The 13,056-nt window shown below is 74.2% G+C and carries 14 protein-coding genes and 2 pseudogenes; 7 read left to right on the plus strand and 9 right to left on the minus strand.

All coding sequences use genetic code 11. The features are described 5' to 3' along the window. The first annotated feature begins 2 nt into the window (after nucleotides 1-2). From ACZ6C6_RS15720 to ACZ6C6_RS15735, 4 genes are read left to right on the plus strand one after another with little or no spacing between them, the layout of a single operon-like run. Nucleotides 3-329 (plus strand): DUF742 domain-containing protein, encoded by a 327-nt coding sequence (locus ACZ6C6_RS15720; protein WP_391263479.1) that lies wholly within the window; start codon nucleotides 3-5, stop codon nucleotides 327-329. Beyond that, entirely contained in the window at nucleotides 307-933 is a 627-nt protein-coding gene (locus ACZ6C6_RS15725) for a GTP-binding protein (RefSeq protein WP_469203045.1), read from the plus strand. The genes ACZ6C6_RS15720 and ACZ6C6_RS15725 overlap by 23 nt, the downstream gene beginning before the upstream one ends. Continuing rightward, on the plus strand, nucleotides 930-2,141 hold the full coding sequence (locus ACZ6C6_RS15730; RefSeq protein ID WP_469203048.1) for a cytochrome P450: 1,212 nt from the start codon (nucleotides 930-932) through the stop codon (nucleotides 2,139-2,141). The genes ACZ6C6_RS15725 and ACZ6C6_RS15730 overlap by 4 nt, the downstream gene beginning before the upstream one ends. An 8-nt stretch (nucleotides 2,142-2,149) precedes the next feature. After that, the gene (locus ACZ6C6_RS15735; protein ID WP_469203050.1) at nucleotides 2,150-3,382 is read left to right on the plus strand and encodes a cytochrome P450 family protein; all 1,233 of its coding nucleotides are present in this window, start codon (nucleotides 2,150-2,152) and stop codon (nucleotides 3,380-3,382) included. Here the strand turns inward: ACZ6C6_RS15735 and ACZ6C6_RS15740 are convergent. Both ACZ6C6_RS15740 and ACZ6C6_RS15745 read right to left on the minus strand, forming a co-directional pair. After that, nucleotides 3,330-3,632, minus strand: a complete 303-nt coding sequence (locus ACZ6C6_RS15740) for a CDGSH iron-sulfur domain-containing protein (RefSeq protein ID WP_469203052.1) — start codon at nucleotides 3,630-3,632, stop codon at nucleotides 3,330-3,332. The two genes, ACZ6C6_RS15735 and ACZ6C6_RS15740, sit on opposite strands and share 53 nt — an antisense overlap. Then, nucleotides 3,562-4,239: a HemK2/MTQ2 family protein methyltransferase gene (locus tag ACZ6C6_RS15745; RefSeq protein WP_469203054.1), complete on the minus strand. Its 678-nt coding sequence runs from the start codon at nucleotides 4,237-4,239 to the stop codon at nucleotides 3,562-3,564. Before ACZ6C6_RS15745 ends, ACZ6C6_RS15740 begins: the two co-directional genes overlap by 71 nt. Before the next feature lie 195 nt (nucleotides 4,240-4,434). On the opposite strand from ACZ6C6_RS15745, the gene ACZ6C6_RS15750 reads away from it, so the two are divergent. After that, nucleotides 4,435-5,307: an SDR family oxidoreductase gene (locus ACZ6C6_RS15750; RefSeq protein WP_469203056.1), complete on the plus strand. Its 873-nt coding sequence runs from the start codon at nucleotides 4,435-4,437 to the stop codon at nucleotides 5,305-5,307. Between the two features lie 8 nt (nucleotides 5,308-5,315). On the opposite strand, the gene ACZ6C6_RS15755 is transcribed toward ACZ6C6_RS15750, so the two are convergent. The 3 genes from ACZ6C6_RS15755 to ACZ6C6_RS15765 are packed head-to-tail and all read right to left on the minus strand — an operon-like array spanning nucleotide 5,316 to nucleotide 9,301. Next, nucleotides 5,316-6,878, minus strand: a complete 1,563-nt coding sequence (locus ACZ6C6_RS15755; protein WP_469203057.1) for a phytoene desaturase family protein — start codon at nucleotides 6,876-6,878, stop codon at nucleotides 5,316-5,318. Between the two features lie 31 nt (nucleotides 6,879-6,909). Beyond that, the gene (locus ACZ6C6_RS15760; protein ID WP_469203059.1) at nucleotides 6,910-7,365 is read right to left on the minus strand and encodes an SRPBCC family protein; all 456 of its coding nucleotides are present in this window, start codon (nucleotides 7,363-7,365) and stop codon (nucleotides 6,910-6,912) included. Nucleotides 7,366-7,399: 34 nt separating this feature from the next. Beyond that, nucleotides 7,400-9,301: an alkyl/aryl-sulfatase gene (locus tag ACZ6C6_RS15765; RefSeq protein WP_469203061.1), complete on the minus strand. Its 1,902-nt coding sequence runs from the start codon at nucleotides 9,299-9,301 to the stop codon at nucleotides 7,400-7,402. A 186-nt stretch (nucleotides 9,302-9,487) separates the two neighbouring features. On the opposite strand from ACZ6C6_RS15765, the gene ACZ6C6_RS15770 reads away from it, so the two are divergent. After that, the gene (locus tag ACZ6C6_RS15770; protein WP_469203063.1) at nucleotides 9,488-9,766 is read left to right on the plus strand and encodes a metal-sensitive transcriptional regulator; all 279 of its coding nucleotides are present in this window, start codon (nucleotides 9,488-9,490) and stop codon (nucleotides 9,764-9,766) included. An 18-nt stretch (nucleotides 9,767-9,784) separates the two neighbouring features. Here ACZ6C6_RS15770 and ACZ6C6_RS15775 read toward each other — a convergent pair. The 3 genes and pseudogenes from ACZ6C6_RS15775 to ACZ6C6_RS15785 all read right to left on the minus strand — a co-directional run. Then, a pseudogene (locus ACZ6C6_RS15775) lies at nucleotides 9,785-10,330 on the minus strand (TSUP family transporter); the annotation flags it as partial. Then, nucleotides 10,327-10,623, minus strand: a pseudogene (locus ACZ6C6_RS15780) (rhodanese-like domain-containing protein); the annotation flags it as partial. The pseudogenes ACZ6C6_RS15775 and ACZ6C6_RS15780, both read right to left, overlap by 4 nt. 358 nt (nucleotides 10,624-10,981) lie before the next feature. Then, nucleotides 10,982-11,623 carry a class I SAM-dependent DNA methyltransferase gene (locus ACZ6C6_RS15785; RefSeq protein ID WP_469203065.1) on the minus strand — a complete coding sequence of 214 codons (642 nt, stop codon included), beginning with the start codon at nucleotides 11,621-11,623 and terminating at the stop codon, nucleotides 10,982-10,984. An 83-nt stretch (nucleotides 11,624-11,706) separates the two neighbouring features. Here ACZ6C6_RS15785 and ACZ6C6_RS15790 point away from each other — a divergent pair, with 83 nt between their 5' ends. Further along, nucleotides 11,707-12,504 (plus strand): alpha/beta fold hydrolase, encoded by a 798-nt coding sequence (locus ACZ6C6_RS15790; RefSeq protein ID WP_469203067.1) that lies wholly within the window; start codon nucleotides 11,707-11,709, stop codon nucleotides 12,502-12,504. A 118-nt stretch (nucleotides 12,505-12,622) separates the two neighbouring features. On the opposite strand, the gene ACZ6C6_RS15795 is transcribed toward ACZ6C6_RS15790, so the two are convergent. Further along, nucleotides 12,623-13,000, minus strand: coding sequence for a nuclear transport factor 2 family protein (locus ACZ6C6_RS15795; protein ID WP_469203069.1), 378 nt, complete (start codon nucleotides 12,998-13,000; stop codon nucleotides 12,623-12,625). Nucleotides 13,001-13,056: the final 56 nt, after the last annotated feature.

Consider the following 13,056-nt stretch of genomic DNA (forward strand, 5'->3'; position numbering starts at 1 on the left):
ACATGGTCAGGCCCTACGTCCGTACGGGCGGGCGGGTCCGCCCCGACCGGGACGTACGCCTGGAGAGCGTGGTCGTCGCCGCGCCGGGCCCGGCCGGTGAGCTGGGGCCCGACGCGCGGCGGGTGATGAGCCTGTTCGCGGTGGGCCGGGGCGGTCTGGCCGTCGCCGACATCGCGGCCGCGCTCCAGCTGCCGCCCTCCACCGTCCGGATCATCGTGTCCTCCCTGATGGACAGCGGCCATCTGGCCAGCCCGGCCCCCGCCGCCGGTGACCAGCCCCGAAACGACATCCTCCAGAAGGTGCTCGATGGACTCCGAGAACTGGTCTGAAGCCTCGAACGGCGTCTCGTACGTACCGGCCACGGTGACCCAGTCCGCCAAGATCGTGATCGCCGGTGGCTTCGGCGTCGGCAAGACGACCTTCATCGGCAGCGTCTCGGAGGTCCGGCCGCTGCGGATGGAGGAGCCGATCACCGAGGACAGCGCCGGCGTGGACGATCTGCGCGGGGTGCCGGACAAGACCACGACGACCGTGGGCATGGACTTCGGCCGCATCCACCTGGCCGGCGGCGCCCTCGCCCTGTATCTCTTCGGCCTGCCGGGACAGGCGCGTTTCCAGCCGCTGTGGGAGGACCTGGCCCATGGCGCGCTCGGCTGCCTGGTGCTGGCCGACACGCGCGACCTGGACGCGAGCCACGAGGCGCTGGGGCTCCTGGAGGACCAGGGGATTCCGTACGCGGTCGCGATCAACGTGTTCCCGGACGCGCCCGGATACGGCCTGGACGAGATCCGCGAGGCCCTGGCGCTGGATCCGGAGACGCCCCTGACCACCTGTGACGCCCGGGACCGTACCTCCTGCGTGTACGCCCTGATCACGCTCACGGAATACCTCGCCGCGCAACGATCGGCCCTCTCCCTGGAGCCCACCCCATGACGTCCCCCAGCCTCACCCTGCCGTCGGCCCCGTCGGGCCGGGTCGCGCTCTACGACCCGGCCTACGCCGCCGACCCGCACGGCGCGTACGAGCGGATGCGGGCGGTGTACGGGCCGCTGGTGCCCGTCGAGCTGTCCCCGGGCATCCCCGCCACCCTGGTGATCGGCTACTTCCAGGCCCGGCGCATCCTCAACGACCCCCTGTACTTCCCGCACGACCCGCGTGTCTGGCAGGAACAGGTGCCGGCCTCCTGCCCGGTGCGGCCGATGATGGAGTGGCGGCCCAACGCCCTGCGGAGCAGCGGCACCGCGCACGCCCGCTACCGGTCCGCCAACACCACGGCGATCGACGCCGTGGACCAGCACGAGCTGCGGGCCCGGGTGGAGAAGCTGGCCGAGGCCGCCATCGGGGACTTCATCACGGCGGGCCGGGCCGATGTGCTCACCCAGTACGCGTGGCCGATCGCCTTCCGCGTCCTGAGCTCCCTGCTCGGCTGCCCCGACGAGATCGGGGCGCGCATCGCCGACGGGATGTCCCGGATCTTCGAGGCCACGGACGCCCAGCGGGGCAACGAGATCCTGGGCCAGGCGGTCAGCGACCTGGTCGAACTGCGCCGCCGCCACCCCGCCGACGACATCACCTCCCGGCTGCTGGGCCACTCCGCGCAGCTGACCGACGAGGAGATGGGCCACCAGCTGGTCACGCTGTACGGGGCGGGCATCGAGCCGCTGACCAATCTCATCGCCAACACCCAGCTGAAGATCCTCACCGACGAGGACTTCTCCGCCGGGCTGCACGCCGGGCACTCCACCGTGCGGGACGCGCTCGACACCGTCCTCTACACCGACCCGCCGATGGCGAACTACTGCGTCACCTATCCGCCCTACCCGGCGGACATCGACGGGGTGCTGCTCCCCGCCCACCAGCCGGTCCTGATCTCGATGGCGGGCTGCAACAACGACCCGGCGATCGCCCTGGCGTCCGGCGGCATCGCGGGCAACCGGGCACACCTGGCGTGGAGCATCGGCCCGCACACCTGCCCGGCGCGCTCGCACGCGTACCTGATCGCGGAGACCGCCGTCACCTCTCTGCTCGACGCCCTGCCCGAGATGGACCTCGCGGTCCCGGCCGCCGAACTGCGCTGGCGCCCGGGCCCGTTCCACCGCGCGCTGGAATCCCTCCCCATCGTCTTCCCCGCCTCCCACTAAGGAGCCCCATGTCCGAGCAGCCGATCATCGTCCTCGACCCGGCGGGCACCGACCGCCACGCGGAGTACCGGGCGCTGCGCGAGCGCGGTCCCGCCACCCGCGTCGACGTCCTCGGGGTCACCGCCTGGTCCGTCAGCGACCCGGCCCTCCTGAAGGAGCTGCTGACCAGCTCCCAGGTCTCGAAGGACGCCCGCGCGCACTGGCCGGCGTTCGCCGAGACGGTGGCCACCTGGCCGCTCGCCCTGTGGGTGGCGGTGAACAACATGTTCACCGCGTACGGCGGCGACCACCGGCGGCTGCGCCGGATGATCTCCCCCGCGTTCAGTGCCCGCCGGATCCAGGACCTGCGCTCCTCGGTGGAGAAGATCGTCTCCGAACTCCTCGACGGCCTCGCCGAGCGGCCCGCCGGTGAACCGGTCGACCTGCGCACCGAACTCGCCTACCCGCTCCCGATCGCCGTGATCGGCCGCCTCATGGGCGTCCCGGAGGACCAGCTCGACGGCTTCCGCGCCAAGGTCGACGGCGTCTTCGACTCCACCCTCACCTTCGAGGAGGCCACGGCCAACACGGCCGCCCTGTACGGAGCGCTCGACCACCTCATCGCCTCCAAGCGGGAGATGCCGGGCGACGACATGACCTCGCTCCTGCTCGCCACCCGCGACGAGGAGGGCGACGGCGGGCGCCTCAGCGACGAGGAACTGCGCGACACGCTGCTCCTGATGATCTCCGCCGGTTACGACACCACGGTCAACGTCATCGACCAGGCGATCACCGCCCTGCTGACCCAGCCCGAACAGCTCGCCCACCTCCGCGAGGGCCGCGCCGACTGGAACGACGTGGTCGAGGAGACCCTGCGCCACGAGCCCGCGGTCAAGCACATCCCGATGCGCTACGCCCTCTCGGACATCCCGCTGCCCGACGGGCGGAAGATCGCCCGGGGCGAGGCGATCCTGGTCTCCTTCGCGCCCGCCAACCGCCACCCCGACTGGCACGGCGAGACCGCCGACGACTTCGACGTGACCCGCACCGCCAAGGACCACCTGGCCTTCGGGCACGGTGTGCACTTCTGCCTCGGCGCCCCGCTGGCCCGGCTGGAGATCGCCACGGCCCTCCGTCAGCTCTTCGACCGCTTCCCGGGCATCAGCCTCGCGGTCCCCGCGGAGGACCTGCTCCCGCTGCCGTCCCTGATCAGCAACGGCCACCAGGCCCTTCCGGTCCACCTTCACCCGACGGCGGGCTGACGGGCCGCCGGTGACGGCGGTGGCTGGTGTCGCACCAGGGGTACATCCGGCTGCGGCGGCAGGTGCAGACGGCGACGACGAAGCGGTCGGAGGTGACGGTCGAGCCGTCCTCCCGGACGATCTCGACCGGCCCCTCGATCAGCACCGGACCGCCTGGCTCGACGGCGAGGCGGCGGGGTTCACGGGCGTTCGGCACGGATGACCACCAGTTCCTCGGTGCGGTCGCGGGGGCCGAGCAGGCCCCGCGCACGGAGCCACGGCAGCCGCTCGGTCATGACCGGCCCGAAGGGTACGCGGGACCGGTGCGTGACCGCGGCGCGCAGCCCGCCCGCGGCCAGCCGGGCCAGGGTCTCCTCCGCCCCGCACAGCCCGGAGTGGACGAGGAGCAGCACGCCGTTCGGGTGGAGGGCGTCGTGGGCGTGGGCGCAGATGCGGTCCAGGGCCTCCCGGCCGCGGAGCCCGGCGTCCCAGGCGATCCCGCGGCCGTGGCCCCGGGCCTGCGGGGCGGGGACGTACGGCGGGTTGCTCACGATGAGGTGGAAGCGGCGGCCCAGTACGGGGCCGGTGAGGTCGCCGCGCAGCACCTGGACGCGGTGGCCGGCCCGGGCGGCGTTCAGGCGGGTGGTCAGGACGGCCCGCCGCGAGATGTCGATCGCGGAGACCCGGGCCCCGCCGCGCGCCGCCAGCAGGGCCAGGGCGCCGCTGCCGGTGCAGACGTCGAGGACGTCCATGCCGGCGGACGGGCCCTCGGCCTGGAGCGCCCGCGCCAGCAGATGGGTGTCGGCCTGCGGGGCGTACACCCCGGGCAGGGTCCACAGCCTGCCCAGGTCCACGGGCGGTGCGGCGGCAGTCCTCATCCGGTCCTCCATGAGGGGGAAAGCGGTCCTCGTTCCCACCGGCGCGGGCTCATCCAGTCCAGCGTGACCGGGCCCGCCGCCCGCCGCGACCCGGGAATCCGTCTTCCGGGGCTCCCGCCGCGCACATCCGGCATCCCCGGGTGACCATGGCCGGAACAGGGCGGCCCGGCCCTCCCGTCACCGCGAAGGAGTCCCGTGACTGACCGGAAGCACCTGCTGCGCGGCCGTACGGCCGTGGTGACGGGAGGGGCGCGCGGCCTCGGCAAGGCCATGGCGCGGGAGCTGGCCGCCCGGGGCGCCCGGGTGGCGCTGCTCGGCCTGGAGGAGGAAGCGCTCGCCGGGGTGGCCGCCACGCTCCCCGCGCCCTCCGGGCACTGGCCGGTGGACGTCACCGACGATGCCGCGATGGCCCGTGTCGCCGACGAGGTGCGCCGGCGCCTGGGCCCCGCGTCGGTGGTCGTCGCCAACGCGGGCGTCGCCGAGGGCGGTCCGTTCGCGGACTCCGACCCGGCGAGCTGGCGACGTGTGGTCGAGGTCAACCTGATCGGCAGCGCGGTCACGGCCCGGGTGTTCCTGCCGCAGCTCCTGGACACCCGGGGGTACTACCTCCAGATCGCCTCGCTGGCGTCCATCGGCGCCGCGCCGATGATGAGCGCGTACTGCGCCTCCAAGGCGGGCGTGGAGGCCCTGTGCCACTCGCTGCGCGCGGAGCTGGCGCCACGCGGGGTGGGGGTGGGCATCGCGTATCTGAACTGGATGGACACCGACATGGTCCGGGACGCCGACCGCTTCCCGGTGCTCCGCGAGCTGCGCGCCCATATGCCCCCGCCGGCCCGGAAGACCTACCCGGCGCCCCAGGTGGCCCGGCGCCTGGCCGCGGCGATCGAGCGGCGGTCGCCGTCGGTGTACGTCCCGGGCTGGCTGCGGGGCGTCCAGGCCGTGCGGGCGGGGCTGCCGGGGGTCGTCGCGCTCGCGACCCGCAAGGAGCTGAACCGCTCCCAGTTCACGGCCACCGGCCTGCTGGGGGCCGGGGGCCGGGCGGCGGCGGAGCCCACGGACCCGGACTGACCCGCGCCTCAGCGCCGCAGCCGTCGTCGCAGCGCAGCGCGCGCCGCGTTCGCGCCCGGGGCGCCGTGCACCCCGCCGCCCGGGTGCGCCGAGGCCGAGGCCAGGTACAGCCCTCTGACCGGAGTCTCGGGGCGGCCGGTGCCCGGGGTCGGGCGGAACACCAGTTGCTGGTGCGCCGACGTCGTACCGCCGTTGATCGCACCCCCGTGAAGGTTGGCGTCCATGGACTCGATGGTCGGGGGCGCCAGCAGGCGGCGGGCCATGATGCGGGAGCGGAAGCCGGGGGCCCAGCGCTCCACCTCGTGCTCCATGCGGTCGGCCATGGCTTCCTGCTCGCCCCGGTCCCACCGCCCGGTCAGACCGTCCTCGCCCGCGTCGCCCTTGATGCGGTGCGGGACGTGGGTGTAGGCCCAGGCTGCCTCGGTGCCGGCCGGTGAGCGCGTGGCGTCGGCGGTGCTCATCTGGCCGAAGAGGAGGAACGGCCGGTCCGGCACCTGCCCCATGGCGATCTGCGCGGCGAACCGGGTGAGGCCGTCGACGCCGTCCGCCAGGTGCACGGTGCCCGCCGTTGCGGCCTCGCGGGCGGTCCAGGGCACCGGCCCGTTCAGTGCCCAGTCCACCTTGAACGTGGCGAAGTCCCACTGGAAGCGGCGCAGGTCGTCCAGGAGCCGGGCGGGCAGATGGTGCGCGTCGACCAGTCCGCCGTAGAGCGCCGGGGCGGAGACGTCGGCGAGCACGGCGCGGGACGCGGGCACGGCCTCGCCCCTGGCGGTGCGTACGCCGACGGCGCGTCCGCCGCGCACGACGACCTCCGTGACCCGCTCACCGCAGCGGAGTACGCCGCCGTGCCGTTCGAGGCGCCGCACCAGGGCCGCCGTGAGCGCGCCCGCGCCCCCGACCGGCACCGGGAAGCCGTAGGTCTGCCCGAGCATGGACATCAGCCAGCCGAAACCGCCGCTGCCCGCCGCCTCGGGGCCGAGGTCGGCGTGGAGCGCGGTGCCCGCCAGCAGGACCCTGGCCGCCTCGCCGCCGAACCGCTCCTCGCCCAGGCGGCGTACGGGCAGCAGCATGGTCCGCGCCAGGCGCAGCCCCCCGGCGGCCCGGAGCCGGGCGGCGAGGCGGAGGCCGGAACGCACCGGCGGGAAGGGCGTGAAGAGGGCGCCCAGCACATCGCGGCGCACCCGGTCCCAGGTGGCGCACAGCTCCAGCCACGCCGCCCCGTCCCCCTCGGCGAAGGTGTCGAGCCCGGCCGCCGTGTCCCGTGCACGGTCCTCCAGCACCGCGCACCGCCCGTCCGGCAGCGGGTGCGCCAGCACCCGGAGGGCCCGCGACCAGCGCAGCCCCTCTTCCTGGAGGTCGAGCCCGTCGATGACCGGGGAGGCCGCCGCCAGCGGGTAGAACGCGCTGAACAGGTCGGTGACGTAGTCGGGGTGCACCGCGCGGTCGCTGCGTACGGCTCCGCCGGGCTCGGGCTGCGCCTCCAGGACTTCCACGCTCCACCCGGCGGCGGCGAGCAGGTTCGCCGCGACGAGCCCGTTGGGGCCCGCGCCGATGACCACGGCGTCCGGCATCGATGCCTCCAGGTGGGTCGCGGGAAGGGCTTCAGCCCGCTTCGTGGGCGCCCTTCGGGGTCGCCTCGACGGTCCGCGCGAGACGGGCGAGGACGCTGCGGTGGCGGATCTGGATCAGCGCGTCGACGGCGGCGTTGTGGAGCTTGCCCGCCGGTCCGCGCAGGGGGTGCTCGTCCAGCGTCACCAGGGCGTTGTCGCCCCAGCGTCGTACTTCCAGGGCGATCCGGGCGGTGCCGATCGGCCCGCTGTCGGCCTCCAGCTCCAGGATGTGCGGGGCCTCGCAGCGCCGCACGACGGTCCGCCCCCGCACGGACCACCGCCCGACGCCCAGGGCGTACGTGAGGCTGGCGCCGACCTCCGGCCAGTCGCCCCGGCGGGGGCGTGAGCCGGAGGTCCCGACCACCCAGTCGCTGTAGCGCGAGGGGTCCGCGAGGACCCGCCAGACGTCTGCCACGGTGGCCTCGATCAGGCGATGCCGTACCGCCATGGGTCCTCCTCTTGTCGTGCCGTGCGCCGGATGCTCAGGGGGTGACGATGGCGAAGTCCGGGTCCGGGGCGTCGAGGTGGCCGAGCAGTTCGGCCAGCCGGCCGGCGTCCCCGGTGACCTCGACGCCTGGCCGGGCCGCCAGATCGCCGGGCTGCACCGCGCCCACCAGAACGTCCCGCAGATCGGCCTCGGTCAGCGCGAAGGTGACGTCGGGCTCGGCCACGGCGGGTCCGGTGCCCACGACATGGGTGAGGACGCCGTTGCGCAGCCGCATCGTGAGGGGTTCGCCGCCCGCGATCTCCCACCGGACGGTGATGTCCGCGTCCCAGGCGCGGGGGCCGTTGACCCGGATGGCGAGGGAGTCGACCAGCTGGTCCAGGGTGAGGGCGGCCAGGACGTCCGGCGAGGCCGTGTCCGTGGGAGTGCCGAGGCTGCCGTGGCGCAGTTCCCGGGCGCCCATCAGGTAGACGCTGCGCCAGGTCCCGTTCTCGCTGCCGTAGCCCAGCTGCTCCAGCGCGTCGGCCTGGAGGGCGCGCGCCTCCGCGTTGTCCGGGTCCGCGAACACCACGTGGTTGACGACCTCCGCCACCCAACGGTAGTCGCCGTCCTCGAAGGACTGCCGGGCCCTGCGCAGGACCTCGCCGGCGCCGCCCATGAACGCGACGTAACGCCGGGCCGCTTCGACCGGGGGGTGCTGCCACAGGTGCGCCGGGTTCCCGTCGTACCAGCCCAGGTAACGCTGGTAGACGGCCTTGGCGTTGTGGCTGACGGAGCCGTAGTAGCCGTGCGTGTGCCAGGCCCGCTCCAGGGCCGGCGGCATCATGATCTCCTCGGCGATCTCGGGCCCGGTGAGTCCCTGGTTGAGCATCCGGAGGACCTGGTCGTGGAGGTACGCGTACAGGTCGCGCTGCTCCATGAGGAAGGAGATCACTCGCTCCCGGCCCCAGACCGGCCAGTGGTGCGAGGCGAAGGCGACGTCCGACACGTCGCCGAAGAGGCTGACCGACTCCGTGAGGTAGCGGGACCACACGTGCGGGTCGCGGACCTCGGCGCCGCGCAGCGTCAGCAGGTTGTGCAGGTTGTGCGTGGCGTTCTCCGCCATGCACAGGGCGGAGAAGCCGGGGAAGTGGATGTTCAGCTCCGCCGGGGCCTCGGTGCCCGGGGTGAGCTGGAAGACCATGCGGATGCCGTCGACGGTCTCCGTCTGGCCGGTGCGGGTGATGTCGAGGGTGGGCGGGATCAGCCCGGGCGCGCCCGTCGAGACGGTCTGCCCGAGGCCCGCGCCGATCTGGCCCCGGGGCCCCTTCTCCAGGGCGGCGCCGTACATGTAGGCGGCGCGCCGGCTCATCGCCGCCCCCGCGTAGACGTTCTCGCTGACGGCGTGCTCCAGGAAGCCGTGCGGGGCGAGCACCGGGATCCCGGCCGCGACGTCCTCGTCGGTCAGCACGCCGCGTACGCCGCCGAAGTGATCGACGTGGCTGTGCGTGTAGAGCACGCCCGTCACGGGCCGCTCGCCCCGGTGGGCGCGGTACAGCGCGAGGCCGGCGGCGGCCGTGGGGGCGCAGACCAGGGGGTCGATGACGAGGATGCCGCGCTCGCCCTCGACGATCGTCATGTTGGACAGGTCGAAGCCGCGTACCTGGTAGATGCCCTCGGTGACCTCGAAGAGCCCGTGCTCGGAGCAGAGCCTGCTCTGCCGCCACAGGCTCGGGTTGGCGGTGTCCGGGCACTCCTGGTCGAGGAAGCCGTAGGCTTCCAGGTCCCAGACGGCGCCGCCCGTGGCGTCGCGGATCACGGGGTCCTGCGCGGTGCCCATGAATCCGCGCCGGGCGTCCTCCAGGTCCTGGGTGTCGCCGAAGGGGTAGTCGCGCCGCACGGCCTGGTTCGCCCGGGCCACCGCCCGCTCGGCGGGTTTGGCGTCGGTGTCCTGCGTCATGGCGCTCTCCCTCGCGGCGACGGCCGGACCGCGCGCGGGCCCGGGCACCGCCACCCTCACCCGGCGTAAGGGACCCCACAAGCGGGTGTACGCCGTACGGGGAGGCGAACGGGGTAGGATATACCCCTCGGGGTATGACACCTTGACCGGGGGCCGTGACCGACGGCCCCGCACTTGGGAGGAACCGTGGAGCTGGACATGGCGGCCGACGAGCTGAAGTCGGTGCTCAACCGGCTGAAGCGCGCCCAGGGCCAGATCGCCGGGATCGTCAGGATGCTGGAGGAGGGCCGGGACTGCGAGGACGTGGTCACGCAGCTGGCGGCCGTCTCCCGCGCCCTGGACCGGGCCGGGTTCGCCATTATCGCGACCGGCCTCCAGCAGTGCATGACCGACGGCGACCGGCCCGCCATGGACCGGGACCAGATGCGGTCCCGCCTGGAGAAGCTGTTCCTGTCCCTGGCGTGAGCGGCGCCGCCGTCACGTCAGCGAGTTGACGGTGATGACCAGCAGGCTCGTCCCGACGGCCGCCTGCATCTCGAACGCCAGGACCGTCACCAGGGCGGAGACGGCCAGGAAGCCGCCGCCCACGCCCAGCAACCCGGTCACCGCGCCGAGGCCCGCCCCGGCGCCCCCGGCCCGCAGCGGGCGCACCTCGCCCGGCGCGCCCTCGCCCCTCGGGCGCAGCATCCGCACCGCGGTGAGGGCGGCGAGCGCGGCGAAGGCCGCCGTCAGGACCGCCTGCGGAATCCGGGCCGCGGCGAGACCGGCCACCGCCGCCGGGACGACGCCCGCCGCGGCGAACGCGGCCCCGGCCTTCCAGCGGACGTGTCCGGCGCGGGCGTGGGCGTACAGGGCGGTCACGGAGGTGGCGGTGACGATGAACAGGCTCGCGGTGGTCGCGGCGGCCGGACTGAGGCAGAGCAGGTAGATCAGCGCGGGGATCGCCAGGACACTGCCGCCCCCGCCCAGCGCACCGAGCGCGAGACCGACCACGGCCCCGGAGACCAGGGCGAGGGTCAGCACGCTCACGCGGCGGAACCGGGCGCGACCGTCAGCCCCGCCTGCCGCGCCCCCTCGAAGCCGTCGTCCACGGCGACGACCGCGCGGCCCTCCGCGTCGAGCAGGGACGCGGCGATCGCCGCGCGCATCCCGCCCGCGCAGTGCACCCACACCTCGCCGTCCGGCAGCTCGCCGGAGCGCTCGTGCAGTTCGTGCACGGGCATGTGGACGAAGTCCCGTACATAACCTTCGGCACGGACCAGCTCCCGCTGGGCGTCCGCGAGCTGTTCGGCAGTGGCGACGAGCAGGGTCACCGGCTTCCCACGTCGTCGTGGATCCCCCGCGCGACGTGGAGCGGGTCCTTAGCGGCCGGCCCGGGCCCAGCACGCCTCCGCGCACCGGCTGGCCGGGGTGGGGAGGACCCGGACGTCGTCGGGGAGCCGGCCTGGGCAACCGCAGCTACCTGGCGGGAGGGGCCGCGACGGCGGGTCGCCGCGCTCACGGGCCCGCTTCAGGGCGGCGAAGTCGAAGGAGACCCGCGCCGCCGCCGGGACCAGGTACCGGGCGCCGGTCAGCCGGGGTTATTACCCCGGGAGGTATATTGCTTCCACCGTAACAGAGATACCCCCCAGGGTATTTTTCAGGTCGTTGGTGCCCCTGGGCCCCGGGCACCGCCCCGCTCTACGCCTTACGGGCCAGCAGGTGCACTTCCTGGAACTGGCGCCGGTCGTCCGGTCGGGGCTCGCGGACCATCCGGGCCGTCTCGGTCAGCCCCTGGGCACGCAGCAGGCCGGCGAGGTGGTCGGGCGCCCACCGGTAGGCCGTCGTGACGGCGTGGTCGAAGGACTGCGTGGGGCGGCCGGGCCCGTCGGTCGCGGAGAAGCCGATGAGGAGGTGGCCGCCGGGGGCGAGTACGCGGCTGAACTCGGCGAGGACCGGCGGGAGTGCCGCCGGCGGGGTGTGGATGACGGACCACCGCGAGAGCACACCGTCCAGCGTGCCGTCGACGAGGTCGAGGGCGCCCATCTCCCCCACGTCGAAACGCAGTCCGGGGCAGGCCCGGCGGGCGAGGCCGACCATCGCGGATGAGGCGTCGACCCCGAACGCGTCGAGCCCCAGGCCGGTCAGATAGCCGGTGACATGCCCGGGTCCGCACCCGACGTCGGCCACCCGCCCGCCCGCGCCGACGGACTCCGCGAAGGCATCGAGCATCGCGCGGTCCAGGGGGCTGTCGCGCAACGAGTCGCTGAACAGCCGCGCGTACAGCTCCGCGGCGTCGTCGTAGGCGGCACGGGTGACGGAGAGTGCTTCGTGTTCGGCCATGGCGGCGAGGGTAGCGCCCGCGCCGGGCCCTCTACCGGCGTGCGGCATGATCGCCGACAGCAGCCGAACGTCCGGGGGGCACCATGTCGTGGACCGAGCACACCGTCGTACGTGAGGGAGTCCGGCTCGTCTGCCGGGACGGGGGCGGGTCCGGCCGGCCCGTCGTCCTGCTGCACGGCCTCGCCGGACACGCGGGCGAGTGGGACGCGCTCGCGGAGCGGCTGGCACCCCGGCACCGGGTGGTCGCGGTGGACCAGCGCGGGCACGGCGCGAGCGAGCGGCGGCCGGGAGACGTCTCGCGCGCGGCGTACGTGGCGGATGTCGTCGCCGTCGTACGGCGTCTGGGCCTGGAACGGCCCGTCCTGGTGGGCCAGTCGCTGGGCGGGCACACGGCGATGCTGACGGCCGCCGGCCACCCGGACCTGCCGGGCGCGCTCGTGCTGGTGGAGGCCGGGTGCGGTGGGCCGGCCCCGGGCGTGGACGAGCACATCGGCCGGTGGCTCGACTCGTGGCCGGTGCCGTTCCCCTCCCGGGAGGCGGCGGCCGCGTTCTTCGGCGGGGGCCCGGCCGGTGCGGGCTGGGCGGCGGGGCTCGTGGAGCGCGACGGCGGCTGGGGGCCGCGCTTCGACCGGGACGTGATGACCGGGTCCCTCGCGGAGAACGCCAGGCGCTCGTTCCACGAGGAATGGGACCGGGTCGTGTGTCCCGCCCTGCTCGTCCTCGCCCGGAAGAGCTTCGTCCCGGCCGAGGAGGTGGACGCGATGCTGCGCCGCCGCCCGGACACGCACGCGGTGAGCGTCCCGGGCACGGGCCACGACCTGCACCTGGAGCGCCCGGACGCGCTGCACGGGGCGCTCGCGGCGTTCCTGGAGGCCGTGTAGCGCTCCGACCCGCAAGGTTCGCCGGGGCCGCACGACTCCGGTGCGCCACCCCGCGCGATGATGCCGCCCGCTTCGGCCGGTGGCTCGACCGGCAGCGGGGCAGCGAAGGGAGGACGGCTCAGGAGGCGGACGGCTCGATCTCTCCCGCGAAGACGATGATCTGGTCGATGAGGCTCCGCCGCAGATGGACGACGTCCGTTCCCGCCAGGCGGGGGCCTCCGTCGGGCGTGGTGAAGACCCACTGGTACCGGGCCCATTCGTCAGGCATGTCCACCGCCGAGCAGCGCACCATCGTGCCGGTCCCCGCCGGGTGGCGCCGGATGTCCAGCACGAACCGCTCGACCGCCGCGATTCCGTCGCTGCGGCCCAGCGGTCCCCAGAAGACCACGTCCGAGGTCAGGGCCTGCGAGAGCAGGGCAGTCACATAGCTGTCGTCCGAGGCGTTGAACGCGGAGACGAACGTGTCGATCGCGGAGCGTGCGGTCTCTTCCTGCATGCCCCAGTAATACCAGCCGTTTCGCGGCGGCCTGACCGAGTCCGATCGGCAAGACC

It is taken from the genome of Streptomyces sp. NPDC041814, from assembly GCF_055590565.1.

Excerpts from the sequence above, each read along its gene's own strand:
- ACZ6C6_RS15720 (WP_391263479.1), top strand. The coding sequence starts at position 3 with ATGGTCAGGCCCTACGTCCGTACGGGCGGGCGGGTCCGCCCCGACCGG.
- ACZ6C6_RS15725 (WP_469203045.1), top strand. The coding sequence starts at position 307 with ATGGACTCCGAGAACTGGTCTGAAGCCTCGAACGGCGTCTCGTACGTA.
- ACZ6C6_RS15730 (WP_469203048.1), top strand. The coding sequence starts at position 930 with ATGACGTCCCCCAGCCTCACCCTGCCGTCGGCCCCGTCGGGCCGGGTC.
- ACZ6C6_RS15735 (WP_469203050.1), top strand. The coding sequence starts at position 2,150 with ATGTCCGAGCAGCCGATCATCGTCCTCGACCCGGCGGGCACCGACCGC.
- ACZ6C6_RS15745 (WP_469203054.1), bottom strand. The coding sequence starts at position 4,239 with ATGAGGACTGCCGCCGCACCGCCCGTGGACCTGGGCAGGCTGTGGACC.
- ACZ6C6_RS15755 (WP_469203057.1), bottom strand. The coding sequence starts at position 6,878 with ATGCCGGACGCCGTGGTCATCGGCGCGGGCCCCAACGGGCTCGTCGCG.
- ACZ6C6_RS15760 (WP_469203059.1), bottom strand. The coding sequence starts at position 7,365 with ATGGCGGTACGGCATCGCCTGATCGAGGCCACCGTGGCAGACGTCTGG.
- ACZ6C6_RS15765 (WP_469203061.1), bottom strand. The coding sequence starts at position 9,301 with ATGACGCAGGACACCGACGCCAAACCCGCCGAGCGGGCGGTGGCCCGG.
- ACZ6C6_RS15785 (WP_469203065.1), bottom strand. The coding sequence starts at position 11,623 with ATGGCCGAACACGAAGCACTCTCCGTCACCCGTGCCGCCTACGACGAC.
- ACZ6C6_RS15790 (WP_469203067.1), top strand. The coding sequence starts at position 11,707 with ATGTCGTGGACCGAGCACACCGTCGTACGTGAGGGAGTCCGGCTCGTC.
- ACZ6C6_RS15795 (WP_469203069.1), bottom strand. The coding sequence starts at position 13,000 with ATGCAGGAAGAGACCGCACGCTCCGCGATCGACACGTTCGTCTCCGCG.